Here is a 25,003-nt window from a genome sequence, read left to right as displayed (position 1 = left end):
TTTGGGCCATTAATGGGCCAATCCCAAGACTGAACATCCAGAGTACCCCGCCTTATGCAGATCTACCTGCCAATCGCCGAAGTGTCCGTAAACGCGTTCCTTCTGCTGGGCCTCGGTGGCATTGTGGGTATCCTATCCGGCATGTTCGGCGTCGGCGGGGGCTTCTTGATGACCCCGCTGCTGTTTTTCATCGGCATTCCGCCTGCAGTCGCCGTTGCGACCGAAGCAAACCAGATCGTCGCAAGCTCGTTTTCCGGGGTGCTCGCACATTTGAAACGAAAGACGGTGGATCTCCGAATGGGCTGTGTGCTCTTGGTCGGAGGTTTGATCGGCGCAGCGCTTGGTGTTCAACTTTTCAATGCGTTGAAGGCCATCGGGCAAGTCGATCTTCTGGTCAAACTGTCCTACGTGGTCTTTCTGGGCATCATCGGGTCCCTGATGTTCGTCGAAAGCCTGCGCGCGATTATGAAGTCACGCAAAGGCGGGGGCGTGCCCAAACGGCGCAAACACACGTGGGTCCACAACCTGCCCTTCAAGATGAAGTTCCGCACCTCGGGGCTGTATATCTCGGTCATTCCACCGGTTCTGGTGGGCGTTCTCGTCGGTATCCTTGCCGCCATCATGGGTGTGGGCGGCGGCTTCATCATGGTGCCCGCCATGATCTATCTGCTTGGGATGCCGACGAAAGTTGTGGTCGGAACCTCGCTGTTCCAGATCATCTTCGTCACCGCCTTCACCACGCTCCTGCACGCCACCACCAACTTCACCGTGGATATGGGGCTGGCCGTGCTACTGCTGATCGGCGGTGTCATCGGCGCCCAGATCGGTGCCCAGATCGGCGTGCGCTTAAAAGCGGAACAGCTCCGCGTCCTCTTGGCGATCATGGTTCTGGCAGTCTGCGGCAAACTGGGCCTGGATCTGCTGATCCAGCCTGCCGAACTGTTTGAACTTGGCGCGGTAGGGGGGCACTGATGCTGCGTATCCTGTCCATCATCGCCCTATTCTTCCTGTCGGCCCTGCCCACCCGGGCCGAGGAAATCGTCGCGGGCCTCAGCCAAAACCGGGTGTCGATCACCGCCACCTTTGTTGGCTCGGAAATCCTGATCTTCGGCGCAGTTAAACGCGAAAGCCCGCCCCCAGAGGACAGCCCGCTTGGGGTCGTGGTTGTGGTCGAGGGACCAAGCGCCCCCATCACCGTGCGCAAGAAAGACAAGCGCTTTGGCATCTGGGTAAACACCGACGCGATGGAACTTGCCGCCGCCCCCAGTTTCTACGCCATTGCCACCTCGAACACGCTGGACAACACGATTTCGAAGCTGGACGACTTCCAGCACCTGATCTCGGTCGAACGTTCGATCCAAATCTCGGATAATCCGTTCAACATCGACGACCCGCGCGAGTTCACCGACGCTCTGATCCGCATCCGCGAGAAATCGGGCCTCTACAAACGTTTGGAAAACTCGGTCAAATTGGCGCAGGACACGCTTTTTGAAACGCGTATCGCCCTGCCCGCCAACCTGACCGAGGGCGACTATCGCACGCGGATCCTGTTGACGCGCGGTGGTCAGGTGACCTCGGAATACGAGACGATCATCAACGTGCAGAAAGTCGGGTTAGAGCGCTGGATCTTCAATCTGGCCCATGAACAGCCGCTGATCTATGGTCTGCTATCGCTGGTGATCGCCATCGCCGCAGGCTGGGGCGCATCGGCTGCCTTCCGCATGATCCTGCGTAACTGACACCCATTTTCTTGTCTTAAATACCTTGGGGTGAATGCGCGACGCGCAGAGGGGCAAAGCCCCTTCAGGCTCACGCAGTGAGCCACCGAAAGCCCGCGCGTTAACCGCGCCCGATATAGGGCATCTTGGTCGCCATCACGGTCATGAACTGCACGTTCGCCTCGGGCGGCAACTGCGCCATGTGCAGGACTGACTTCGCGACTTCTCCCACATCCATCGACGGGGGCGGCACATCACCTTCCGCCACTGCGGCGTCGATGATGCCTTGCAACAGATCCGTCCGCGCGTTGCCGATGTCGATCTGGCCGCAGGCAATGTCAAAGGGGCGCCCATCAAGGCTTAGCTGCCGGGTCAACCCGGTGATCCCGTGTTTTGTGACGGTATAGGTCACGGCCCCCTCGCGCGGGACATGGGCGCTGATCGAGCCATTGTTGATGATCCGCCCACCCTGCGGGGATTGCGCGCGCATCTGAGCAAAGGCCGCGCGGGCGCACAGAAACATACCGGTCAGGTTGACCGACACCGCGCGGGTCCAGTCCTCGACCGCGACCTCGTCAATCGGCGCGGCGGGCGAGAACAGGCCTGCGTTGTTGAACAGCACATCCAGACGACCTGCTATCGCGGCAAACTGGTCAAACGCCGCGCTGACTGCGTCAGGATCCGAGACATCCGCAACCAGCACATGCGCGTTCTCCTGCCCCTCGGCGATCTCGTCCAGCGCCTCTTTGCGCCGTGCTAGCAGGCCGACGGTCCAGCCTTCGGCCAGAAACAACTCGGCGACGGCGCGACCAATGCCAGCACTGGCCCCGGTGATCAGAATGCTAGGCATCAGGCGCTCCTTGTGCTTCCAGTGTCAAGGTTGTGGGTTTTGCGGGCAGATCCGCTGTCGACAGATCCCCTTGCGGTCGTGCCATCGCATAGCGCGTCACCCAATGCAGTCGCGTCTCGGCCCGGGTGATCGCCACGTAAGCCAACCGCTTCCACAGAGGCAATCCAGCCTCTTTCCGCCCCGCCCAGGCCGCCGCCGCAATATCCGGGGCAAAGACCTGCACCTCAGGCCATTGCGAACCCTGCGCCTTGTGGATGGTCACCGCCGCCCCGTGCAGAAAGGCCGCGCCCATACGGGCAGCAAAGGGGATGAACGGCTCTTCTTCATCCGGTTTTTCGATCTTCACGATCGACGCTGCCGAAACCTGAGGATCCTCTGCGCCCAACACATGTAACCGCGAAAACCCGGGCCGTTTCCCCGGCCCCAGATAGACACATTGCGCGCCTTTGATCAGACCACGCGCCTCAAGGTCGATGCGTTTCTTGCGGTGCTTCAGCGGCAACTCGATCCCGTCACAGATCAGGGGTTCGCCGGGCAGAAGCTCGATCTCGGGGGCGTGAAAGGCGGATCGGAAGGCCTGGATCAACCGCACGCGCGTCTTGTTGCGCCAGACCAGCACAGGCGAGCGTGCCATCAGGTCAGCATTGGCGCGCTGCGCCACCACGACACGATCATCGCGCGCGGCAGCCTGATGAATCATCCGTTCAAAGCCGTCGAAATCAAGGCTGTCATCCGCCAAAGCGTGCGCCAGATCCAGAATGGGGTTGTCATCTTCCTGACGGTGGATGCGATGCAGAACCTGCCTTCTTGGACCCTTGATGTCGTCAAAGATCATCTTGCCGGACTGCCCCACCGGGGCCAGCTGCGCAGGGTCGCCGAACAGGACCAAGGTCGGGAAAATCTCGCGCAGATCCTCGAATTGCTTTTCATCCAGCATCGAGCTTTCGTCGACAAAACCGATGTCCAGCGGGTCATCGCGCCGCTTCCAGCCGGTAATAAAGTCGGACCCACGAAGCCCAGCCGCTGCCAGCGCACCGGGGATGGATTTCTGGGTCTGATAGAAGGAGAAGGCACGATCCAGCGCCTCGTCCGTCAGTCCCTCGATCTCGGGTCGGTCGCCGTTCCCGGCCAGCCATTCCGCGATCTTTTCGTATTCGGGGTCGTAGACGGGCGTGTAAAGGATGCGGTGAATGGTCGTCGCCGGCACACCCCGGTTGCGCAGCACGCTGGCTGCCTTGTTGGTCGGGGCCAGAATGGCCAGAGTACGGCGTTCCTTGCGGCGCTTGCCCTCCCAATCGCCCGAGATCACCTCGACCCCCGCATCTTCCAGCGCGCGGTAGAGTTCGGCCAGCAGCAGCGTCTTGCCGGATCCGGCCTTGCCGATCACAGCCATTACCTGCGACTTGCCATCCGCCACTGGTGTTAGAAGCGCATCGTCCAGATTGACGCCCGACAGGCGCAGCATATCAGAGACGCGGTCATGCGCTTCGGCTTGGTCGTCCGAGAAGGTAACAGGGGATCGTTCGGTCATGCCGCGACCCTATCGCGCGCGCATGGGCAGCACCAGCGCCCGAAGACGCTGGTCGCCGATTTTCTTGAGGATTGATCAGGCGCTACGCGGCATAATTTGCGGCGCAGGCGCACGGTTGACCGTCGACAGTGAATACCGCAGCCAGCCTTGGCTGACCTCGCGCGATACGCCGACCTTCTTCAAGGTGGGTTCAAACGCGCTTTCATCCATCGACCAGAGGCCAACACCGATACGGTCGCGACCCTCACCGGCCATGCCGATCACCTCGGGCTCGAGGCCCATCAGACGATAGATACGTTCCATGCGGGGGTCGAACACGCCAACATAGTGTTCCAGCTTGAACGTATCCATGATCTCGCCCGCACCCAGCGCCAAAGCCGCAGATGCACGACGATCTGCGCTTGGGGACAGGCAGAAGCGGGTGCATTCCCAGATCAGCGGGCTTTCGATATGGACGCCGTCGGTCAGATGGCTGAAGTGGTCATTCACCATTGTTTGCCCGACCGTGGGTAGAAAGCGCATGGACCCGCCGTGACGGCCATCGGCCTGTTCCCAGATCACGTAAAGCGGGTTCATGTCGTCGTACTCGTCGCGCTCATATCCCTTCTCGTCGACCGAAACGTCCCAGCCAAGACGGTGCGAGAATTGTTTAGCCCGATCCTGAAACATGGTTTCAGCCAGCAGAGGGAATTTCGAAAGATCATTGCCATAGAGGTAACGCAGCATGAGTGGAGCTCCTTTGTCCGTGTGGTTAATAGGACAATGGTCGCTTCTTAGTTAACGTATGGCAAATACATCGTGAGGTAGAATGTGTTTAAATTATGATGATCCCGGCCGAAAGTGCGCGCGCGACCGCGTGAGTTGTATTCATCGCGCCCAATTTATGCCGCGAACTTTCGATGTAAACGCGCAGCGTATGTTCCGAGATATTTAGCTCGGCCGCGGCCTGTGCGCGGCTCATTCCGCGGGCAAGGCAGCTCATCGATGCCAGCTCGCGCGGGGACAGCGCGGGCGTGCTTCCGTCCTCTCCCCACTGCTCGAATTCCAGCGCCTTCTTGTTGAACTCATGCCCCAAAATCATCAGATCTCGGGCGTTGTCATCGATGAATTGCGCCCAATCTTCGTCGCTAAGAGAAGCGTTCAGCGTGAACAACGCGAACTGCCCGTTTGGCCCGCGAATAGGAATTGTGTAGCCCTGATTTCCCAGCCCGTGATCCAGCGCGTCCTGCCACATTTCGCGCGCAGCTTTGGACGACCAGTCGAGCTCTTTCCAAGAGACCGGCGTAAACCTTTGAAAACAGCCAAAAATAACGGGGTCCATCCGCAGATAGTCTTTTTCGAGATAGCGGTCGACCCATTCAGCCGAATAGGTCCCTGCCCCGTAACGTTCCCCGACAGAGTTTACCCAATGGTAAACCGTATGCTCGACTTTGTAGTGATCCCGCAGCGATTCAAGGACCGCTTGCAGGTCTTCAAGCGTGGCCGCCGCTTGCAAGGTAGAGAGAAGGTCTTCGAGCCGGTTCGTCATAGGTTCGCGCGATCTCCTTTGACTCGCGAGACGTGTTTGAAATCTCGGTCAAAGCAATGAGTCGTGCATCATCAAGCTGTTCTGCCGTCACGCTCAGACCGTTTTTCTCAGCATAGGCCATGAGGTCGGTAAGTACATCAACAATCCATTTGTCAGACACGGCAAAACCCTCGAACAGTGGTGCTTTTTTCAAGTTTAGCATGTGTATTTGCCACTTCTAACTCGCGGAATAAAACTCCCCATAAATAGCGAGGTCGCGAAAGGCTAAAAAAACACCTTCCGTAGCGGAAACCCCACAGCTTCGCCCGTTTGGCAGGGTGATTCGCGAATCGGAATCAAATGCCCGCCGCCTTTGATAAGGCAGCGGGCTGGCGTAATTGGGTGGAAATTGCGGCTTATTTAGGGCCGGCTTCCAGAGCGTCTTCGAAGGTCCGCAGGCCGGTTTTCGGCGACTGAACCAGCACCGACATGTTGCCCGGCTTGTGTTCGTTCTTGTACATTTTCATGTGCGCGTCCGGGATTTCAGCCCACGGGAACACTTCCGACATGTAGGGGTCGATGCGGCGCTCGATCATCAGCTTGTTGGCAGCAGCGGCCTGCTTCAGGTGCGCGAAGTGCGAGCCCTGCAGACGCTTCTGGTGCATCCAGGTGTAGCGAACGTCGAAGGTACAGTTGAAGCCGGTGGTGCCGGCGCAGATGACAACCATGCCGCCCTTCTTACAGACCAGGTTCGAGACCGGGAAGGTCGACTCACCGGGGTGTTCGAACACGATGTCCACGTTGTTGCCTTTGCCGGTGATGTCCCAGATGGCCTTACCAAAGCGGCGGGCTTCCTTGAACCACACGTCATATTCCGGCGTGTTCACGGTGGGCAGTTGGCCCCAGCAGCTGAAGTCCTTGCGGTTGATCACGCCCTTGGCGCCCAGACCCATCACGAAGTCACGCTTGCTTTCGTCCGAGATCACACCGATGGCGTTACCACCAGCAGCGTTGATCAGCTGGATTGCGTAGGACCCCAGGCCGCCCGAAGCACCCCAAACCAGAACGTTCTGACCGGGCTTCAGTTCATGCGGGTGGTGGCCGAACAGCATGCGGTAAGCAGTGGCCAGCGTCAGCGTGTAGCAGGCGCTTTCTTCCCAGGTCAGGTGCTTGGGACGGTGCAGCAGCTGCTGTGCCTGAACGCGGGTGAACTGAGCGAACGAGCCATCGGGGGTCTCATAGCCCCAGATACGCTGGCTGGACGAATACATCGGGTCGCCGCCGTTACATTCTTCGTCGTCACCGTCATCTTGGTTACAGTGGATGACAACTTCGTCGCCCACTTTCCAGTTCTTCACCTTGTCGCCTACGGCCCACACGATGCCCGAGGCATCCGAACCTGCGATGTGATAGTCCTGCTTGTGCACGTCGAACATGCTGACCGGAACGCCCAGACCAGCCCAGATGCCGTTGTAGTTCACACCAGCGGCCATCACCAGAACCAGCACTTCGTGGCTGTCCAGCTTGGGGGTATCTACGACCTCGACCTGCATGGCCTTGTTCGGTTCACCCTGACGGTCACGGCGGATTGCCCATGCATACATCTGCGCGGGAACGTGGCCCAGCGGGGGCATTTCACCGATCTCGTAAAGATCTTTCTTCGGAGCATCATATTCGGCGATGCCAGTTTGTGTGTCCAAAGCCATGGCGGCCTCCTGTTTTCGCGTGTTCTCTGATTCTATTGCCGCAGTGCAGAATTGCGGCTGCTAGTGCAGCATTACTTTTCTAAAAGTAAGATTGCAACACCAATTGGCAATTTTTTGTAATTTTATGTCGCGCCCAATTTGACCCTAACGTCAAGCAACGCGACCCGCACGCATTATAGCACAGAGGCGTCTGCGACCTCGGCTGGGGTCAGGTCCGAGATATGGATGGGCGCCAATTCCGGGCTGAGATGCGCGATTGAGTTCGCATAGTACGCCAAGATCAGCCGGTCGGGGCGATGAACGTGGAATTTGGCCGCGTCGCCCTTGCCCTCTTCGACAATGATCTTGCGCAGTAACAGCTCTCGCAACCCTACTTCTGCGGCATAGGACATGTCGCCGCGCGGGATGTGAACATGCGCGCCGTCAGTCTCCATCGTCGAAACCAGCGTATCGAAGCGCGCCACGATCTCGGCGCGGGTCTGACCCTCACCTTCCAGCAATATGGCCGAAACCACGGGCACCGGAAGCACAGGCACCACGTCACGGATCCGCGCCATCAGCGTGTTGCCCAGCGGTTCCAACATGTCTTCCGGCGGGTTCCCGTCCAGAAAATCGACCAGCGACACCGGCTCACCAAAGGACACCGACGCATAGCCAAAGCGGAAAAACCGCCCCGTGATCCGCTGCCACAGATGCCGCCCCACATGGCGCGCCACATATTTGAACCGCAGCCCAAAACGTCGGGTACCCTTGATATCCGCAGACACCAGCACGCGGTCTTCCAGCACCCGGTCATAGTTCATCGCCACCGGGATGAAGACTACGTTGCGGCTTTCGCCCGGTACGAAGTCCTGCACAATATAGCTAAGCAGCCCCAGCTTAGGTGCGCCGACCTCGCCATTCAGGCTTAGCCCGCCTTCCGGGAACATAGCTTGCGTCACGCCCCCGTCCGTCGCCATGCGCACGTAGCGCGACAGTACTTTGCGATAGAGGTTGTTGCGGCTTTTGCGGCGGATGAAATACGCCCCCATCGATCGGATCAGCATACGCAAGGGCCAGACCCGTGCCCATTCCCCAACCGCATAAGACAGGTGCGAGCGTTCGGCGGCCAACCAGGTGACCAACACATAGTCCATGTTGGAGCGGTGGTTCATCACGAAGATCACAGTGGCGTCGGGGTCGATCTCGCCCAGCCGCGCCTCGTCAAAGGCCCCAAGGCGCACACGATAGAAGGCGCGCGACAGAAGTTTTGCCAACCGAATCCCAAAGCCGAAATAAGCGGTGGCCGAAAACCGCGGCACAATCTCGCGGGCGTAACGCTGGGCTTTTTCAAAGGCCACCTGTTCCGGGATGCCCGCCTTGCGCGCATGGTCGACAATCGCTTTGGCTACTTCCGGATCGTAGGACAGGCGCTGCACCATGTCATAGCGCCGCGCCAGTTTGAACGGCTCGATCGGGCGCTCCAACCGTTCGTTCAGCTTGGCAACTGCGCGTTCCAGCCGTTTTCGAAAAAACCAACGGACGGACGGGAATAGGAAATGCGACGCGAAGGTCACCGTGGCAAAGGCCAGGATCAACACAAGCAACCACAGAGGAAGTTCCACAACGCGCGTCATGCTCAAGCCTTCTCACCATTTTTCGGAAAGGTAAAGAAGGAGCGATACCGATCAAACGGGCATCCACACTACAACTGACGATGGCGCCGCCCGGCGCGCGCCACCCCACGTAACTTTATTCCCTTCATTTTACCCCTTGCGTAATTTTCTTGCGCAACTAAAAATGCTGCAGCGCAACATAAGGTGAGTCTCTGCCATGTCCTCGAATACCATCCGCCCCTGGCTTTTCCGCACCTATGCCGGTCACTCGACCGCAAAGGCCTCGAACGAACTGTACCGCACCAATCTGGCCAAAGGTCAGACCGGTCTGTCGGTCGCGTTCGATCTGCCGACCCAGACGGGCTATGACAGCGACCACAAACTGTCGCGCGGCGAAGTGGGCAAGGTGGGCGTGCCGCTCAGCCATCTGGGCGATATGCGCACACTGTTCAACGACATCCCGCTTGAGCAGATGAACACCTCGATGACGATCAACGCTACGGCCCCTTGGCTGCTGTCGCTTTATATTGCGGCCGCCGAGGAACAGGGCGCGGATATCTCGAAGCTGCAGGGCACCGTTCAGAACGACATCATCAAAGAGTATCTGTCGCGCGGCACATATGTATGTCCGCCGAAGCCGTCGCTGCGCATGATCACCGACGTTGCTGCCTATACGCGCGAACACCTGCCGAAATGGAACCCGATGAACGTGTGTTCCTATCACCTGCAGGAAGCCGGTGCGACGCCAGAGGAGGAGCTGGCGTTCGCACTGGCCACAGCCATTGCCGTTCTGGATGACCTGAAAGAAAAAGTGCCCGCCGAGGCGTTCCCGGCCATGGTTGGCCGTATCTCGTTCTTTGTGAACGCCGGCATCCGTTTTGTAACCGAAATGTGCAAAATGCGTGCCTTTGTCGAGCTGTGGGACGAAATCACCCGCGAGCGTTACGGCGTGGAAGACCCGAAATTCCGCCGCTTCCGTTATGGCGTTCAGGTGAACTCGCTTGGTCTGACCGAGCAGCAGCCGGAAAACAACGTCTACCGCATCCTGATCGAGATGCTGGCGGTGACGCTGTCGAAAAACGCCCGCGCCCGTGCAGTACAGCTGCCCGCGTGGAACGAAGCGCTTGGCCTGCCGCGTCCGTGGGACCAGCAGTGGTCGCTGCGCATGCAACAGATTCTGGCCTACGAGACCGACCTGTTGGAGTTCGACGACCTCTTTGACGAAAACCCCGCCGTGGAACGCAAAGTGGCCGAGCTGAAAGACGGCGCACGCGCCGAGCTTGCCCAGATCGACGGCATGGGCGGCGCGGTTGCGGCCATTGAATACATGAAGTCGCGTCTGGTGGAATCCAACGCCGCCCGCATCGGCAAGATCGAAGTTGGCGACACCACTGTGGTCGGTGTGAACAAATGGACCGAGGCCGCCGAAAGCCCGCTGACCGCAGGTGACGGCGCCATCATGGTGGCCGACAAAGAGGCCGAAGCCGATCAGATCGCGCGTCTGGAACAGTGGCGTGCGGACCGCGACGACGCCGCCGTTCAAGAGGCTCTGAACAACCTGCGCGCCGCCGCCAAGTCGGGCGAGAACATCATGCCCTCGTCGATCGCCGCTGCCAAAGCGGGCGTGACCACCGGCGAATGGGGCGAAGTGATGCGCCAGACCTTTGGCCAGTATCGCGCACCGACCGGCGTGTCGAAGAACCCCTCGAACCGCACCGAAGGGCTGGACGAGATCCGTTCGCGCGTCGACGCCGTGTCGGACGCCTTGGGCCGCCGCCTGACCTTCCTGGTCGGCAAGCCGGGGCTGGACGGACACTCGAACGGTGCCGAACAGATCGCCGCCCGCGCGCGCGATTGTGGCATGGACATCACCTATGAAGGCATCCGCCTGACCCCGGAAGAGTTGGTGGCATCGGCACAGGAAACCAAGGCGCACGTGGTCGGCTTGTCGATCCTGTCGGGCAGCCACATCCCGCTTCTGGAAGAGCTGATGGAGCGCATGAAAGACGCTGGTCTGGGTCACGTTCCCGTGGTCGCTGGCGGCATCATCCCGGACGAAGACGCCGAGCGTCTGCGCGCCATGGGTGTTGCCAAGGTCTATACGCCGAAGGACTTCGAGCTGAACACGATCATGGAAGACATCGTGACGCTGGTGGCCCCCAAAGACATCGCTGCAGAGTAAGACGCGCGTTCACTCGCATTGGAAACAATTGACGCGATTTTGCACCATTCGGTGCAGAATTCGGCCTCATTTCGCGGGTAAATCTCGTGAAAGTAGTGCGTCGTGTGCAACCAAAGGCGAGTGTCCATATGAAACAGCTTCTTCTGTCAGCAGCACTGGGCCTGTTCGCCCTTCAGTCACCCGCGCTGGCGGGTGACCCGATCTTGGTTAGCTCGAAAGCCGGGTCATTCAATTATTATAAGCCGACTCCGAATGATCACCTGAGTGACATTGAAAAGCAGGCCTATGACATTCTGATGCGCGAGCGCAAAAGGCACGGATTATCGACAATCCCGCTGTCGTCCAGCCTGACCCTGGTCGCCGGTCGTCATGTCGAAGATTTCACCCGAAACATCGCACCGCGCGGCGGCCCCATCCCGGGCACGAACACGCACAGTTGGAGCGACAGACCCTACTATTCCAATCACCGCGCCCCGAAAGCCATGTGGGATGCGCCCAAACGCCTGCGCACACGCTACCGCAAGAACGGCTACGAAATCACCGCGTGGGGCTATAGCGACCCCGAGGTTGTGATCCGGGGCTTCCTGAATTCGCCCAATCACCGCAAGGTCATCCTGAACGAAGGCATGTGGCGGCGAAAGACGTGGCGCTCGGTCGGGATTGGCTTTGGCCGCGCCAAGGTGCAGGGACAGTACCGGACGTTCTGGTCGATCTGGTTTGGGGATGCGAAAGACCCGGCAGGCAAGCCCCAGCGCAACTAGGCTTGGGCGTCATGTCTGATCCGGTGCGCGCGCTGAGTGTCCTCAGACGCCCCCATCTTCCAGCTTCTTGACCAACGCCTCATAGCTATAGCTTTGAGCGATATGCCCCATGTCGCCGGGTAGAAAATCTTCGTCCATCGGCAGGCATCCGATCCCGCAAATCTGCGTGGTCACCATGTCTTCCGTGTCGATATACCAAAGCCGCCCGCCCGGCGTGGCGACCCAGCCATCGATCCCCTCGTCCTCGTCGCCTTCCATATCCTCGCCCGACGGCACCTCGTTCGCGTAGTCGGTCGAGAACGCGCCGTGGGTGTGATACGAGGCCAAGATGACCTCAAGATTTTCAGGATCCTCGGGCAGACAGGCATCGCGCTTTCCCGGCGTTGGGCGTGACGCCGCAAGGGTGCCGTCGGCGTCATAGCCGATATATCCGCAATACTCGCGGTTCCAGCGGATGGACCTTGGCTGAAGCTCGGCGAAGACCTCTTTCACCAGCGTCAACTCGGCTGCCTCTTGCGCATGGGTCAGACTTGGCACGATAAAGAATGGTAATACGATCCAGCGCACGGGGTACTCCTTTGCCTGCGACCCTTACTGATTATAGGAGCCGACCATGACCGTCCATATCGGGGCCGAACCGGGCCAAATCGCTGAAACCGTTCTGATGCCGGGCGATCCCTATCGCGCCCGCTGGGCCGCCGAGACCTTCCTTGAAGGGGCCAAGCTGGTCAACGAAGTGCGCGGGATGCTGGGCTTTACCGGCACCTACAAAGGCAACCGCGTGACCATTCAGGGATCGGGCATGGGTATGCCCTCGATCTCGATCTACGCGAACGAGCTGATCCGGGATTACGGCGCGAAAACGTTGATCCGCATCGGGTCCTGCGGGGGCATGCAGCCGCATGTGAAAGTCCGCGACGTGGTGATTGCGATGACCTGCACCACCGTGGGCACGCCGTCGAATACCATTTTTCGCGAACTGAACTATTCGCCCTGCGCGGATTACGGCCTGCTTGAAGCTGCCGTTGCCGCTGCACGCGGACGTGATGTGGGCGTGCATGTGGGCGGGATCTATTCGTCCGACACGTTCTATGACGAACGCCCTGACCTGAACAAAGAGATGACCCGCCACGGTATTCTGGGGGTCGAGATGGAAGCTGCCGAGCTTTACATGCTGGCCAACCGCTATGGCGTGCGGGCGCTGGGGATCATGACCGTATCCGACCACCTGCAAACCGGCGAGGCGCTGCCCTCGGACCAACGCGAAAAGACCTTTGGCGACATGGTCGAAATCGCGCTTGAAGCGGCCTTCGCCTGATCCACCCCTACCCCAAAAGAAAAGAGGCGCCTCGCGGCGCCTCTTGTCGTTTTAGCTCTCCCGCTTGGGTTCGGCGGGCGGCGGGGCCACCTGCTTTTCCGCCTTCTTGGCCGCGCGCCGGGCAAACAGCCCCGGCCCCGGCCCTTCCTCGCCGTACCATTCCTCGTTCCGTGTGGCGTACATGGTCGCGCCGATCGCCACGAAGGCCAGCGTGGCCCCGGCCAGAAGCGCGTAGTCGGTGGAATAGAGGATCAGGTAGAGCACTGCATAGAGCAGCACCAGCATCCCACCCAAGACCCATGTGCGGGATCCAAGCTTCAGGGCGAACTTTCCGAACATTAAGAGCAATAGGATCAAAGCCGCTGCCGATCCGACATAGGCCGGGGTAAAGCCCACTTGCTCGGCATAGGCCAACATCAGCAGGGTGAACACCGCCTGAGACAAGCCGATCAGCAGGTATTGCACCGGGTGCACCGGCTTTCTGCTTTGCATATCCATCAGCAGCACCGTCAGGAAAGTCAGCGACACGAACAGAATTCCATAGCGCGCCGCGCGCCAGGCTTTTTGATAGAAATCATTGGGTTGATAGAAGCTGACGCCGAATGCGGTGCTTCTGCGCGCGGTTTGCTCGTAGTCCTGTCGCGAGATCTGCGGTAGGCTGCGCGCCAGATGCGGGATGGTCCACTTTGCTTGGAAACCGGTTTCGGAAATCTCGGACCCATCGGGCAGGAATGCCCCACCAAAGCTGGGGTCGGGCCAGTCGCTGTTCATCTCGACCGTCGAGATCCGCCCCACTGGGGCCACGCGCAGCTGGGCGGCTCCATTCAGCCCAAGCACAAGATCAAACGTCTTTTGCGCTTTACCGCCCGGAAGGAAGGCGATCAGGCCAGCCGCCTCGCCCAACGGTTCCATCAATATTTCTTCCCCGCCCGAGGTCAGCCGCGCTTCGCCACGAAGCGCACGGTTCGAACTGACCGAAAGACGCAGGCTTGCTTCCTCCCAGACGGCGAACTCGTCCTCGTCCAACTGCGCCTCAACCCGATCAAATGGGAACTCGGTCGCGATGTTGGCCTGCGCCTTATAGACCGGCACCTGAAAGATACCGCGATGGCGCATCTGGGTTTCTGTCGTGAACTGAACGTCGAACACATCCGGATAGACATGGAGCGGCTCGCGGGTCTCGATCCGCTCAACCTCGACCAGTTTTTGCAGGTTTTCACCCGTTTCCTTGTCGCGCATGACAAGGCCCGTCGCTTCGTCGATCACATTGTGCAGCTCGGTCACGGTAACGCGCGCCTTCACGGGGATCACGACTTTCGGGCCGGAAATGGTCTGCTCGCCGCCCCATTCCTGCCCGACCGACCGGATCGTGTCTTCGGAATAGTGACGCCGGGAGTTCACGATGTCCGACACCATCATCAGGGGGATGAACATCACAAGGCACAAAACGCCTACAATTATGAAACGCCAGCCGAGGGATCGCATGGCACACTCCTTATACAATACACCTCTACACTATGGGTTGAGGTGCGATATGCAAGTTGGGGATTTCCTTAGCGCCCGTGGCATTGGTCATAGCCGTTTACGGGCGGAGACTGCCAATCCCCCAGCGCGCCGTCTTGTGGAGCAAACACTTCAACCAGAAGCGGATAACAGGCCGCACTGTCCGAGCTATGCTCGTCCGAGCAGTCCCCGCCGGGACAGGCGCTGAGCGCGCCCAGAAGGTTAACTTCTGCAAAGAATTCAAGGTAGTCGCCGGGGCGCACCGGGCTGGCTTTCATGAAATACTGGCCGGTATCGCGAGTGAACCCGGTGCACATAAAGACGTTCAACACGTCATGGACATGCGGCTGTGCCTCGTCCAGCGAACAGCCCAGATGGTCGGCCAAGGCGCGGGTTAGGTTGGAATGGCAGCAGTGGTGATACTGCCCGCCGGACAAAAGGTTGTTCGTGTAGGGGTCACAGCGCGTGCCGATCACATCGTGGACGGAACCGCCAAACTCATCGAACCCATACCAATCCAGCGTGTCGTCGATAATGGTCGCCATCGGGCGCATGGCGGGAAAGCTGGTCCACATCCGATCCGACACGGACAGGTGGGTGCCATGCAGGGCGCGGGTTTTACCTGAATAAAATCGCTCATTCAGGTCATCCGCGTTCCACAGGTTCAAATCCCCCACCTGCGGTCCCTCGACCGAGGAGATGCGGAAGAACTGCCCTGCAGGCACGCTGAATGTGCGTGCATCGCGGGCAGGAACCAGAACCTCGTCCACCTTCTGCGCCGTCGCACGCGCGGCTCGGTACAGCTCCAAATCAGGCGCCTGCAGACTGTCGACCGGGTAACAGATGACGGGCTTCACCGCCTTGCGGGCATCGGCATCTGCGGGGGCGACGTGCGCGGGGATCTGGGGTTTCATGAGGCTCTCCGATTGTCTGATCGCATGAAGACATGCGTTCCGCGCAATTGACAAGCCCCCTCAGGATTGCCAAGTCAGACCCAAAGGGAGCAGCCGATGAAACTTGCATATGTAATTGCGCCCGGTCGGGGCACGACGAACCTTCTGCTGGCAGGCGTGGCCGAGGCATTGGGTGACAAAGGTCTGAAGCTGTGCGGCACTGTGCAGCTGGACACCGAACGGGCCGAGGAACATCACTGCGATATGGACGTGTTGGTACTGCCCGACGGGCCGAAAATCCGCATCAGCCAGTATCTTGGCGCCAATGCACGCGGCTGCAAGCTGAACCCTGAAGCTTTGGAAACCGCGGTCGGCCAAACAGAAGAACGGCTGCGCGACGGTGCAGACCTGCTGATCGTCAATAAGTTCGGCAAGCAAGAGGCAGAGGGGCGCGGCTTTCGCGAGGCTGTCGGTCAAGCCCTCGCGCAAGACATCCCAGCGATCATCGGGCTAAGCGAAGGCGTGCGCGAGGCGTTCATGGACTTCGTAGGCGAGGCGGAAGAGATCACACCCGAGCATGACGCGGTGATGGCGTGGGCGCTGTCCGCCACCAACCGTCAGTGACCTGACGTTTCTAGAAAAAATTCCTATCACAAGATCTTCCCAGATGTCCGACCCGGCGCTAACGTGCCCCTGACGCGTGGCACGCCGCGCCGACCTCACCACATCGACAGGAGCCTTCCGTGAGCCAACGGTCTTTTCGCACGCAACCCGACCACAGTACCTATGACGTCGTGATCGTCGGGGGCGCCATCATGGGATCGTCGGTCGCGTGGTGGTTGTCGCAAAATGCTGATTTCGACGGGCGTGTACTGGTGATCGAACGCGATCCCAGCTTTGCGCAATGCTCGACCGCCCATACAAATTCCTGCATTCGGCAACAGTTTTCCGAAGCACTGAACGTGAAGATTTCACAATTCACACTTCAGTTCATTAAAGACCTGCGCACCAACATGGGCGGGGATGAGCGGATCGAAAACATCGCCGTGCAGGATTTTGGCTATCTCTATCTGGCGGATACCGAAGCGCGCGCCGAGGAACTGAAGACCGCGCAGGCCATGCAGGCGGCGCTTGGCGCTGGCACCCGCATCCTGACCCGTGACGACCTGGCCGAGGCCTATCCGTTCTACGATCTGGAAGACATCATTCTGGGCAGCCACGGAGCGGTCGATGAAGGCTATTGGGACGGAGGTGCTCTGTTCGATTGGTTCCGCCGCAAAGCCATCGAGGCGGGCGTGGAATACCTGTCGGGCGAGGTCACGGGCATTCAGACCGACGGTGCTCGCGCCACCTCGGTCACGCTATCCGACGGCACGCAAATCGGATGCGGCCATCTTGTCAACGCCGCCGGGCCTCGTGCTGCGTTCCTGTCGAAAATGGCTGGGCTGGACGTCCCGATCGAGCCGCGCAAACGCTTCACTTGGGTGTTCACTGCGGCCAACCCGCTGGACCGGCCCCTGCCCCTGACTGTCGATCCCAGCGGCATCCATGTTCGTCAGGACGGGCCGGAAACCTATATGGTTGGCGCAGCCCCCCATGACGACATCGCCGTCGCGCCCGACGATTTCCATATGGATCATAGCATCTGGGAGACCCATGTCTGGCCGCATGTCGCCACCCGCATCCCCCAGTTCGAGGCGCTGAAGATCGTCACCGAATGGGCGGGCCATTATGCCTATAACACGCTCGATCAGAATGCCATTCTGGGTCCACACCCCGAGATGGAAAACTTCCACTTTATCAATGGGTTCTCAGGGCATGGGTTGCAGCAAGCGCCTGCGATGGGACGCGGGTTGGCCGAGCTGATCGTCCATGGCAGCTACCGCAGCATGGATCTATCACTCTTTGGGTATGAGCGGATAGTCACCGGCATCCCCTTTGGCGAGAGTGCCGTGATCTAATCAGCCGCGGTGCGCGCCGTCGGCCAGAGACTTCACGAAGTCCAGAATATCGGCCACAGGCTCGCCCGCGCCGATCTTCGACACGATGGCCGATCCGACCACGGTGCCGTCTGCCACGCTGGCAATCGCCTCGGCCTTTTCGGGGGTGTTCACGCCGAAGCCGACGATTACGGGAATATCGGTCGCGGATTTGATGCGGGCCACTTCCGGGCCAACATTGCCCGCCTGCGCCTCGGCAGAGCCAGTCACGCCGGTCACCGACACGTAGTATACAAAGCCCGAGGTATTCTGCAGCACTTTGGGCAGTCGTTTGTCATCGGTGGTCGGGGTCGCCAGACGAATGAAGTTCAGACCCGCCTTCTGCGCCGGGATGCACAGCTCGTCATCTTCTTCCGGCGGCAGGTCCACGACGATCAACCCGTCAACGCCGGCCGCTTTGGCGTCGACCAGAAACTGATCTACGCCACGGTTATAGATCGGATTGTAATAGCCCATCAGCACGATCGGCGTGGTGTCGTCTTCCTTGCGGAACGCGGCGGCCATATCCAGCGTCTTTTGCAAGGTCATGCCACCTTCCAGCGCGCGCTGACCGGCCAGCTGAATGGTCGGGCCATCTGCCATCGGATCGGTGAAGGGCACGCCCAGCTCGATCACGTCCACGCCCGCCGCAGGCAAACCTTTCATCACCTCAAGCGAGGTTTCCACATCGGGATCACCGCCCATGATGTAGGCAACAAAGGCTTTCTGGCCTTTTTCCTTAAGCGCGGCAAATTTGGCGTCGATGCGAGTCATGCGTGATCCCCTTCTTGGTCCTGCCCGGTTTGCCCAAGCGGGACAGGAAAATCAATGGCTCACTGATAATCACTGTCCGCCATAATCATCCAGCGCACACCAAATCTGTCGGTCAACGTCCCGAAAAGTGACGTCCAGAACATCGGCGATAGAGGCATCCGCACCTCGCCGCCCTCGGACAAGGCGTCGAACACGCGGCGGGTTTCGTCATCGCCTGCCAAGGACACGCAGACATTGCAGCCTGCCATCGCGGGCGTCTCGCCGGATGGATCGTCACTGGCAAACAGCCAGCCATCCCCGATGGCCAGCCCAGCGTGCATTACCGCATCATCCGGCACGCCGGGCATTTGGGCACGGTCAGCTTCGGGCATATCCTTGAACGACATGATCTCGGGCGCGGTTCCGAAAACCTCGCCATAGCGGGTCATGGCAGCGCGGGCTTGGTCTTTGAAAAACACATAGGGAATAGGTTGCATACGTCATCCTCCTCCAATTCATGCCTTCCCACTCCACCACGCTTGCGCCCAGCCTGTCAAAGCCCTAGAACGCGCGAGTATTTCAACGACGGAGGCCGTGATGGGTTTCAAGATGGGTATCGTGGGTCTGCCGAATGTGGGCAAATCGACCCTGTTCAACGCACTGACCAAAACGGCTGCCGCGCAGGCCGCCAACTTCCCCTTCTGCACCATTGAACCCAATACGGGCGAAGTGAACGTGCCGGACCCGCGTCTGGACAAACTGGCCGCGATTGCAAAGTCGAAAGAGATCATTCCCGCCCGCATGACCTTTGTGGACATTGCCGGTCTGGTGAAGGGTGCCTCAAAAGGCGAAGGTCTGGGCAACCAGTTTCTGGCCAACATCCGCGAAACCGACGCAATCGCCCACGTGCTGCGCTGCTTTGACGACGGCGACGTGACCCACGTTGATGGCCGCGTGAACCCGGTCGAAGACGCCGAAGTGATCGAGACCGAGCTGATGCTGGCTGATCTGGAAAGCATCGAGAAACGCCGCGCCGGTCTGGTGCGCAAACTGAAGGGCAACGACAAGGACGCCCAGCAGCAGGACCGCCTTCTCGCCGCCGCGCAAGAAGTGCTGGAAAACGGCCAGCCTGCCCGCACCGTCGAGGTGGATGAGGAAGACAAGAAAGCGTGGAAGATGCTGCAGCTTCTGACCACCAAGAAGATCCTTTATGTCTGCAACGTCGACGAAAGCGACGCGGCCACCGGCAACGCGTATTCGAAAGCGGTCGAAGAAATGGCCGCGGCACAGGGTGCCGCATCTGTGGTGATTTCCGCCAAGATCGAAGAAGAAATCAGCCAGCTGGAAGAAGAGGAACAAGAGATGTTCCTGGAAGAGCTGGGCCTGACCGAGGCCGGACTGGATCGCCTGATCCGCGCCGGTTACGAGCTGCTGCATCTGGAAACCTACTTCACCGTCGGCCCGAAAGAAGCCCGCGCCTGGACCATCCGCGAGGGCACCATGGCCCCGCAGGCGGCTGGTGTGATTCACGGCGATTTCGAGCGTGGTTTCATCCGGGCCGAGACCATCGCCTATGACGATTACGTCGAGCTGGGCGGCGAAGGCCCTGCGAAAGAAGCGGGCAAAATGCGCGCCGAGGGCAAGGGCTATATGGTCAAGGATGGCGACGTTCTGCACTTCCTGTTCAACGCCTGATCTGACTTAAAAATCAATCAGCTAAAGCCGCGACCGCCCGTCGCGGCTTTTTTCATTTTCAGGATGGGCGCCGTGTCTGCACCCCGTGTTTTCGTGCGGATGTGTTATCCCTCGCGAACAGAAATTAATTTTACCATCTGGTAAAACTTTTGATTCTATGCCCTACTGATTGCACCAAAGCCAATCCAAGGAACCAGCTATGGCACATATCAACAGGGAAAACGGCGTTGCAGCCGGGCGGTTAGACCCGACGCAAGTTGCCGACAACTTTACCGACCTTCACCCGGAATATGACGGGCACGAGGCACTGGTCGCAGCGGATCGCTGCTATTTCTGTCACGACGCACCGTGCATGACCGCCTGCCCGACCTCGATCGACATTCCGCTTTTCATTCGTCAAATCGCCACCGGCACGCCCGAGGCCGCGGCGAAGACCATCCTCAACCAGAACATCCTCGGCGGCATGTGCGCCCGCGTCTGCCCGACCGAGACCTTGTGCGAAGAGGTTTGCGTGCGCGAAACCGCAGAAGGCAAACCCGTCGAGATCGGACGCCTGCAGCGCTATGCCACCGACACGCTGATGGCATCGAACACGCATCCGTTCGCTCGCGCGGACAAGACCGGCAAATCGGTTGCCGTTGTGGGCGCAGGTCCCGCAGGCCTGTCCTGCGCGCATCGTCTGGCCATGCTGGGCCATGATGTCGTGGTGTTCGAAGCCCGCGCCAAAGGGGGCGGTCTGAACGAGTTCGGCATCGCCGCCTACAAGTCCACCAACGACTTCGCCCAGCGCGAGCTGGACTGGCTACTGTCCATCGGCGGGATCGAGATCCGTTATGGCCAGTCGCTTGGAGATGGGATCGCGCTGGATGCGCTGCAAAGCGACTTTGACGCGGTCTTTCTTGGCATGGGGCTTTCGGCCGTCAATGCGCTGGGAATGGATGGTGAGGACAAGGACAACATCTCGGACGCCGTTGATTTTATTGCCGACCTGCGTCAGGCATCCGACCTGACCGCCCTCCCCGTCGGGCGCCGTGTCGTCGTCATCGGCGGTGGTATGACCGCAATTGATGCTGGTGTGCAAGCCAAGCTGTTGGGGGCGGAGGACGTCACCATTGTCTATCGTCGCGGACAAGAGGCGATGGCAGCGTCATCCTTCGAACAGGAACTTGCACAGCAAAAGGGTGTGACCCTGATCTGTAACGCAACCCCCGTGGGCGTCGAAGGCAACGGGTCACTGACCGGCGTCACCTTCGCCTACACTGAAACGCAAAACGGCAAGCTGGTCACGCTGGACGAGACCTTCACCCTGCCCGCCGATCAGCTGTTCAAAGCCATCGGTCAAAAGCTGGGCGATACGCCTGACGCGCTGTCACTGGACGGCGGCAAGATCAAGGTCGATGACGCACAGCGCACGAGTGCTGGCGGCGTCTGGGCCGGGGGCGATTGTGCCTCGGGCGGGGATGACCTGACCGTCACCGCCGTTGCCGAAGGTCGCGATGCGGCCATGGATATTCACGCTACATTGATGGGAGCAAGCTAATGGCTGATCTGACATCAAACTTTCTTGGAATTTCGTCTCCCAACCCGTTCTGGCTGGCTTCGGCCCCGCCGACTGACAAGGAATACAACGTCCGCCGCGCGTTCGAGGCCGGTTGGGGCGGCGTGGTTTGGAAAACCTTGGGCTCCGAAGGTCCGCCCGTCGTCAACGTGAACGGCCCGCGCTATGGCGCCATTCACGGCGCGGATCGTCGCCTTCTGGGTCTGAACAATATCGAGCTGATCACGGATCGCCCGCTCTCGGTGAACCTCGAAGAAATGACCCGCGTGAAAAAGGACTATCCCGACCGCGCGCTGATCGCCTCGGTCATGGTGCCGTGCGAGGAAGAGGCGTGGAAGGAAATCATTCCGCGCATCGCAGAAACTGGCTGTGATGGGTTCGAGCTGAACTTCGGTTGTCCGCATGGCATGGCCGAACGCGGCATGGGGTCGGCAGTCGGTCAGGTGCCCGAATATATCGAGATGGTCACCCGCTGGTGTAAAGCCGCGACCGACCTGCCGGTGATTGTGAAGCTGACACCGAACATCACCAACATCCTGCACCCGGCGCAGGCCGCCAAGGATGGCGGCGCGGATGCGGTCAGCCTGATCAACACGATCAACTCGATCACCTCGGTCAATCTGGACGCGATGTCGCCCGAGCCCATGATCGACGGCAAAGGCACGCATGGCGGCTATTGCGGTCCGGCGGTGAAGCCCATCGCCCTGAACATGGTGGCCGAGATCGCCCGCAACCCCGGCACGCATGGTCTGCCCATCTCGGGCATTGGCGGTGTGACCACATGGCGCGATGCGGCAGAGTTCTTGGCGCTTGGTGCGGGCAACGTGCAAGTCTGTACCGCCGCCATGACCTATGGCTTCAAAGTGGTGCAAGAGATGATCTCGGGCCTGAGCCAATGGATGGACGAACAGGGATATAGCTCGATTGACGAGGTCATCGGACGTGCTGTTCCGAACGTCACCGACTGGCAGTATCTGAACCTGAACCACGTCACCAAGGCGCGGATCAGCCAAGAGGACTGCATCAAATGTGGCCGTTGCTTTGCCGCTTGCGAAGACACCTCGCATCAGGCAATCACCATGTCCGAAGACCGTGTCTTTGATGTGAAAGACGACGAATGCGTTGCGTGCAACCTGTGCGTCAATGTCTGCCCCGTCGAAGGCTGTATCACGATGGAAACCATTGCGCCCGGCGCCATGGATGAACGGACCGGAAAGCCTGTTGCGGATGAGTATGCAAACTGGACAACCCACCCCAACAACCCCAGCGCAACCGCTGCGGAGTAAGCACCCCTCGGCCCTGCCGCCTGCGTGGCAGGGCCATTTGGCGATGCTCAGCTTTTCGATGCTGGTATCGCTGTCCTTCACCTTTGGACATATCGTGGCCCGCGACATGGCCCCGGCGGCGCTGAGCACCGTGCGCTTTGCGCTGGCCGCGCTCTTGCTGATGATCGTCGCGAAGGTAATGCGGGTGCCAATTGCCCCGGTATTCCACCGCTTCTGGCGGTTTGGCCTAATGGGCGGGCTGATGGCTGTCTATTTCATCACCATGTTCGAGGCGCTGCGCGTCACATCCGCCGTCTCGACCGCCGCTGTCTTTACCTTAACGCCCCTGATGGCTGCTGGGTTCGGCTATGTCATCGCACGCCAATACGCCAGCCGTTGGACCCTGATTGCCCTGACCATCGGAGCCATTGGCGCGATCTGGGTGATCTTCCGCGCTGATCTGAACGCGCTTCTTCGGTTCGAGATCGGCTTTGGTGAGGCTCTGTTCACCATTGGTGCCTTCGCCCATGCAATGGTCCCCGCCCTCGCCCGCAAGTTGGCCCATGATGTGAAACCCGTCCAGACCTCGATCGGAACCATTCTTGGGGCGCTCGTCGTCACGGCCATCTACGGGGCGCCAGACCTGATAGCAACCGACTATGCTGCCCTGCGCCCCGCCGTCTGGCTGGTGATCATCTATCTGGCGGTTGCCGCAACAGCCGGATCCTTCTTCCTGCTGCAATACGCGGCCCAACGTCTGCCCGCGGGCAAGGTCATGGCCTATACCTATTTGGTGCCCAGCTGGGTCGTGCTGTGGGATCTGCTGCTGCATGACAAAACCCAGCCTCTGATGCTGCTTCTGGGGGTGGGTGCGACGCTTCTGGCCCTGCTGATGCTGCTTAGGGCCGAAGCGTCCTGATCAGCATGTCCTTGATGAAGGCTTCCGCATCCTCGAACCGCGAGGCCGAGCGCTCGGGCCCCAACACGGACCGCACCTGCACATCGAAATCGGCATAGTGCTGCGTCATCGCCCAGATTGAAAAGATCAGGTGGTGCGGGTCCAGCGGCGCCAGTTTTCCAGCATCCATCCAGCCCTGAATGATCGCGGCTTTTTCATCGACCAGAGCCTTCAGATCCGTCGGTAGTACCTCGCCTAAACGTGGGGCGCCGTGCAGGATTTCGGTCGCAAACAGACGGCTTTCGCGCGGCATGTTGCGCGACATCTGAACCTTGCGCGAGACATAGGTCAGGATCTCGTCCAACGGGTCACCGTCCGCCGTCAGGTCATGCAGAGGCTGCACCCATTTTTCCAGCAGGCTTTCCAACAGCTCGGCATAGATCTCGTCCTTGCCGGCAAAATAATAAACCACGTTCTGCTTGGACAGCCCGGCAGCCTTGGCGACCTGCTCTAACGTCGCACCACGCAACCCTTTTTCGGAAAACACGTCCAAAGCAGCCTCAAAAATCGCCTGCCGCTTCTCCATCTGATTGCGCGTCTTGCGCGCTGTGGTCCCCGCCCGCGCCATTACGCGCCACCGGGCTTTTCAACGCCACGCAGAAGCAGGTCTTTCACTGCCGTCTTCGTCTCGTCCCACTGGCGGTTTGTCAGCTCGACGCCCTCGTTCAGCGTGGTGATCTGATGGGTAAAATCCGCATAGTGCTGGGTGGTCGCCCAGATCGCATAGAGCAGATGACGCGCGCTGATCTGGCGGATCTGCCCGCGTGCGATCCACGCCTCGATCACCACGATCCGATCCTCGGTCCAGGATCGCAATTCGTCTTCCAAATAGTCCTGCACAATCGGTGCACGCTGAATAATCTCATTGGCCCAGACCTTCGAGCCATAAGGCCGCGTCCGCGCCAGATCGAGCTTCGTGTCGATATAGTCGCCCAGCGCCTGAATTGGGTCATTGTCGACAGTGATGCTGTCCGCCGCCGCGCGCCAGATGTCAAAGATCTCGCCCACCACGCGACGATAGAGCAGTTCCTTGGTCTCGAAATAGTAAACCACGTTCGATTTCGGAATGCCTGCCTGCGCCGCGATCCGGCTGATCGACGCGCCTGCGTATCCGAACTCGGCGAACACGCGTTCTGCGGCGGAAAGAATCCGCCCGGTAACTTCCTGCCGATTACGGCTTTGAATGCCTTTTGTCGCCATACTTACGTCAACACTTCACACCTTAATTCTG

Annotated in this window: 25 protein-coding genes; 11 read left to right on the top strand and 14 right to left on the bottom strand. The window is 59.8% G+C overall.

Features of this window, described 5'->3' with window-relative positions; translation table 11 throughout:
- Positions 1-54 precede the first annotated feature (54 nt).
- Both Q0677_RS12390 and Q0677_RS12385 read left to right on the top strand, forming a co-directional pair.
- On the top strand, positions 55-972 hold the full coding sequence (locus Q0677_RS12390) for a sulfite exporter TauE/SafE family protein (RefSeq protein ID WP_298910218.1): 918 nt from the start codon (positions 55-57) through the stop codon (positions 970-972).
- Positions 972-1,739 carry a TIGR02186 family protein gene (locus Q0677_RS12385; protein ID WP_298910216.1) on the top strand — a complete coding sequence of 256 codons (768 nt, stop codon included), beginning with the start codon at positions 972-974 and terminating at the stop codon, positions 1,737-1,739. Before Q0677_RS12390 ends, Q0677_RS12385 begins: the two co-directional genes overlap by 1 nt.
- A gap of 100 nt (positions 1,740-1,839) precedes the next feature.
- Here the strand turns inward: Q0677_RS12385 and Q0677_RS12380 are convergent, their stop codons facing one another.
- The 7 genes from Q0677_RS12380 to Q0677_RS12350 form a co-directional block, all read right to left on the bottom strand.
- The gene (locus tag Q0677_RS12380) at positions 1,840-2,568 is read right to left on the bottom strand and encodes an SDR family oxidoreductase (protein WP_298910214.1); all 729 of its coding nucleotides are present in this window, start codon (positions 2,566-2,568) and stop codon (positions 1,840-1,842) included.
- Positions 2,561-4,099: an AAA family ATPase gene (locus Q0677_RS12375; RefSeq protein ID WP_298910213.1), complete on the bottom strand. Its 1,539-nt coding sequence runs from the start codon at positions 4,097-4,099 to the stop codon at positions 2,561-2,563. Before Q0677_RS12375 ends, Q0677_RS12380 begins: the two co-directional genes overlap by 8 nt.
- A 75-nt stretch (positions 4,100-4,174) precedes the next feature.
- A complete protein-coding gene (locus tag Q0677_RS12370) occupies positions 4,175-4,825 on the bottom strand; it encodes an acyl-homoserine-lactone synthase (protein WP_298910211.1) in 651 nt (216 codons plus the stop codon).
- An 88-nt stretch (positions 4,826-4,913) separates the two neighbouring features.
- A complete protein-coding gene (locus tag Q0677_RS12365) occupies positions 4,914-5,627 on the bottom strand; it encodes a LuxR family transcriptional regulator (protein ID WP_298910210.1) in 714 nt (237 codons plus the stop codon).
- On the bottom strand, positions 5,572-5,829 hold the full coding sequence (locus tag Q0677_RS12360) for a hypothetical protein (protein WP_298910209.1): 258 nt from the start codon (positions 5,827-5,829) through the stop codon (positions 5,572-5,574). The genes Q0677_RS12365 and Q0677_RS12360 overlap by 56 nt, the downstream gene beginning before the upstream one ends.
- Before the next feature lie 193 nt (positions 5,830-6,022).
- The gene (ccrA, locus tag Q0677_RS12355) at positions 6,023-7,312 is read right to left on the bottom strand and encodes a crotonyl-CoA carboxylase/reductase (protein ID WP_133489448.1); all 1,290 of its coding nucleotides are present in this window, start codon (positions 7,310-7,312) and stop codon (positions 6,023-6,025) included.
- A gap of 173 nt (positions 7,313-7,485) precedes the next feature.
- A complete protein-coding gene (locus Q0677_RS12350) occupies positions 7,486-8,928 on the bottom strand; it encodes a 1-acyl-sn-glycerol-3-phosphate acyltransferase (RefSeq protein WP_298910206.1) in 1,443 nt (480 codons plus the stop codon).
- Between the two features lie 196 nt (positions 8,929-9,124).
- On the opposite strand from Q0677_RS12350, the gene Q0677_RS12345 reads away from it, so the two are divergent.
- Both Q0677_RS12345 and Q0677_RS12340 read left to right on the top strand, forming a co-directional pair.
- A complete protein-coding gene (locus Q0677_RS12345) occupies positions 9,125-11,089 on the top strand; it encodes a protein meaA (RefSeq protein ID WP_282182811.1) in 1,965 nt (654 codons plus the stop codon).
- A gap of 128 nt (positions 11,090-11,217) precedes the next feature.
- On the top strand, positions 11,218-11,850 hold the full coding sequence (locus Q0677_RS12340; RefSeq protein WP_298910204.1) for a hypothetical protein: 633 nt from the start codon (positions 11,218-11,220) through the stop codon (positions 11,848-11,850).
- A gap of 42 nt (positions 11,851-11,892) precedes the next feature.
- Here Q0677_RS12340 and Q0677_RS12335 read toward each other — a convergent pair whose 3' ends face one another.
- Positions 11,893-12,417 carry a DUF4329 domain-containing protein gene (locus tag Q0677_RS12335; RefSeq protein ID WP_298910203.1) on the bottom strand — a complete coding sequence of 175 codons (525 nt, stop codon included), beginning with the start codon at positions 12,415-12,417 and terminating at the stop codon, positions 11,893-11,895.
- A gap of 46 nt (positions 12,418-12,463) precedes the next feature.
- Here Q0677_RS12335 and deoD point away from each other — a divergent pair, with 46 nt between their 5' ends.
- Positions 12,464-13,168: a purine-nucleoside phosphorylase gene (gene deoD / locus Q0677_RS12330; protein ID WP_298910202.1), complete on the top strand. Its 705-nt coding sequence runs from the start codon at positions 12,464-12,466 to the stop codon at positions 13,166-13,168.
- 51 nt (positions 13,169-13,219) lie between these two features.
- On the opposite strand, the gene creD is transcribed toward deoD, so the two are convergent.
- Together creD and Q0677_RS12320 are read right to left on the bottom strand one after the other, a co-directional pair.
- Positions 13,220-14,653 carry a cell envelope integrity protein CreD gene (gene creD / locus Q0677_RS12325; protein ID WP_298910200.1) on the bottom strand — a complete coding sequence of 478 codons (1,434 nt, stop codon included), beginning with the start codon at positions 14,651-14,653 and terminating at the stop codon, positions 13,220-13,222.
- Between the two features lie 68 nt (positions 14,654-14,721).
- The gene (locus Q0677_RS12320) at positions 14,722-15,585 is read right to left on the bottom strand and encodes a DUF1989 domain-containing protein (protein WP_298910198.1); all 864 of its coding nucleotides are present in this window, start codon (positions 15,583-15,585) and stop codon (positions 14,722-14,724) included.
- Between the two features lie 96 nt (positions 15,586-15,681).
- Between Q0677_RS12320 and Q0677_RS12315 the strand changes: the two genes are divergently transcribed.
- Together Q0677_RS12315 and Q0677_RS12310 are read left to right on the top strand one after the other, a co-directional pair.
- Complete coding sequence (locus tag Q0677_RS12315) at positions 15,682-16,188, top strand: DUF2478 domain-containing protein (protein ID WP_298910197.1); 507 nt, start codon at positions 15,682-15,684, stop codon at positions 16,186-16,188.
- A gap of 119 nt (positions 16,189-16,307) precedes the next feature.
- Entirely contained in the window at positions 16,308-17,525 is a 1,218-nt protein-coding gene (locus Q0677_RS12310; protein ID WP_298910195.1) for an FAD-binding oxidoreductase, read from the top strand.
- On the opposite strand, the gene trpA is transcribed toward Q0677_RS12310, so the two are convergent.
- Positions 17,526-18,317, bottom strand: coding sequence for a tryptophan synthase subunit alpha (trpA, locus tag Q0677_RS12305; RefSeq protein WP_298910193.1), 792 nt, complete (start codon positions 18,315-18,317; stop codon positions 17,526-17,528).
- A gap of 59 nt (positions 18,318-18,376) precedes the next feature.
- On the bottom strand, positions 18,377-18,793 hold the full coding sequence (locus tag Q0677_RS12300; RefSeq protein ID WP_298910192.1) for a VOC family protein: 417 nt from the start codon (positions 18,791-18,793) through the stop codon (positions 18,377-18,379).
- 100 nt (positions 18,794-18,893) lie between these two features.
- On the opposite strand from Q0677_RS12300, the gene ychF reads away from it, so the two are divergent.
- From ychF to Q0677_RS12280, 4 genes are all read left to right on the top strand, one after another.
- Positions 18,894-19,991 carry a redox-regulated ATPase YchF gene (gene ychF / locus Q0677_RS12295; RefSeq protein ID WP_298910191.1) on the top strand — a complete coding sequence of 366 codons (1,098 nt, stop codon included), beginning with the start codon at positions 18,894-18,896 and terminating at the stop codon, positions 19,989-19,991.
- 199 nt (positions 19,992-20,190) lie between these two features.
- Entirely contained in the window at positions 20,191-21,531 is a 1,341-nt protein-coding gene (locus Q0677_RS12290; protein WP_298910189.1) for an NAD(P)-dependent oxidoreductase, read from the top strand.
- Positions 21,531-22,835 carry an NAD-dependent dihydropyrimidine dehydrogenase subunit PreA gene (gene preA / locus Q0677_RS12285; RefSeq protein WP_298910187.1) on the top strand — a complete coding sequence of 435 codons (1,305 nt, stop codon included), beginning with the start codon at positions 21,531-21,533 and terminating at the stop codon, positions 22,833-22,835. The genes Q0677_RS12290 and preA overlap by 1 nt, the downstream gene beginning before the upstream one ends.
- Entirely contained in the window at positions 22,783-23,733 is a 951-nt protein-coding gene (locus Q0677_RS12280) for a DMT family transporter (RefSeq protein ID WP_298910185.1), read from the top strand. The genes preA and Q0677_RS12280 overlap by 53 nt, the downstream gene beginning before the upstream one ends.
- Here Q0677_RS12280 and Q0677_RS12275 read toward each other — a convergent pair.
- Both Q0677_RS12275 and Q0677_RS12270 read right to left on the bottom strand, forming a co-directional pair.
- Positions 23,714-24,340 carry a TetR family transcriptional regulator C-terminal domain-containing protein gene (locus tag Q0677_RS12275; protein ID WP_298910184.1) on the bottom strand — a complete coding sequence of 209 codons (627 nt, stop codon included), beginning with the start codon at positions 24,338-24,340 and terminating at the stop codon, positions 23,714-23,716. The two genes, Q0677_RS12280 and Q0677_RS12275, sit on opposite strands and share 20 nt — an antisense overlap.
- A complete protein-coding gene (locus tag Q0677_RS12270) occupies positions 24,340-24,972 on the bottom strand; it encodes a TetR family transcriptional regulator C-terminal domain-containing protein (protein ID WP_298910182.1) in 633 nt (210 codons plus the stop codon). The genes Q0677_RS12275 and Q0677_RS12270 overlap by 1 nt, the downstream gene beginning before the upstream one ends.
- Between the last annotated feature and the right edge of the window lie 31 nt (positions 24,973-25,003).

The sequence above is a fragment of the uncultured Aliiroseovarius sp. genome, from assembly GCF_947492455.1.
Taxonomy (GTDB): domain Bacteria; phylum Pseudomonadota; class Alphaproteobacteria; order Rhodobacterales; family Rhodobacteraceae; genus Aliiroseovarius.
The sequence above is the reverse complement of the archived record's forward strand: the minus strand, read 5'-3'. Positions and strand labels throughout refer to the sequence as shown.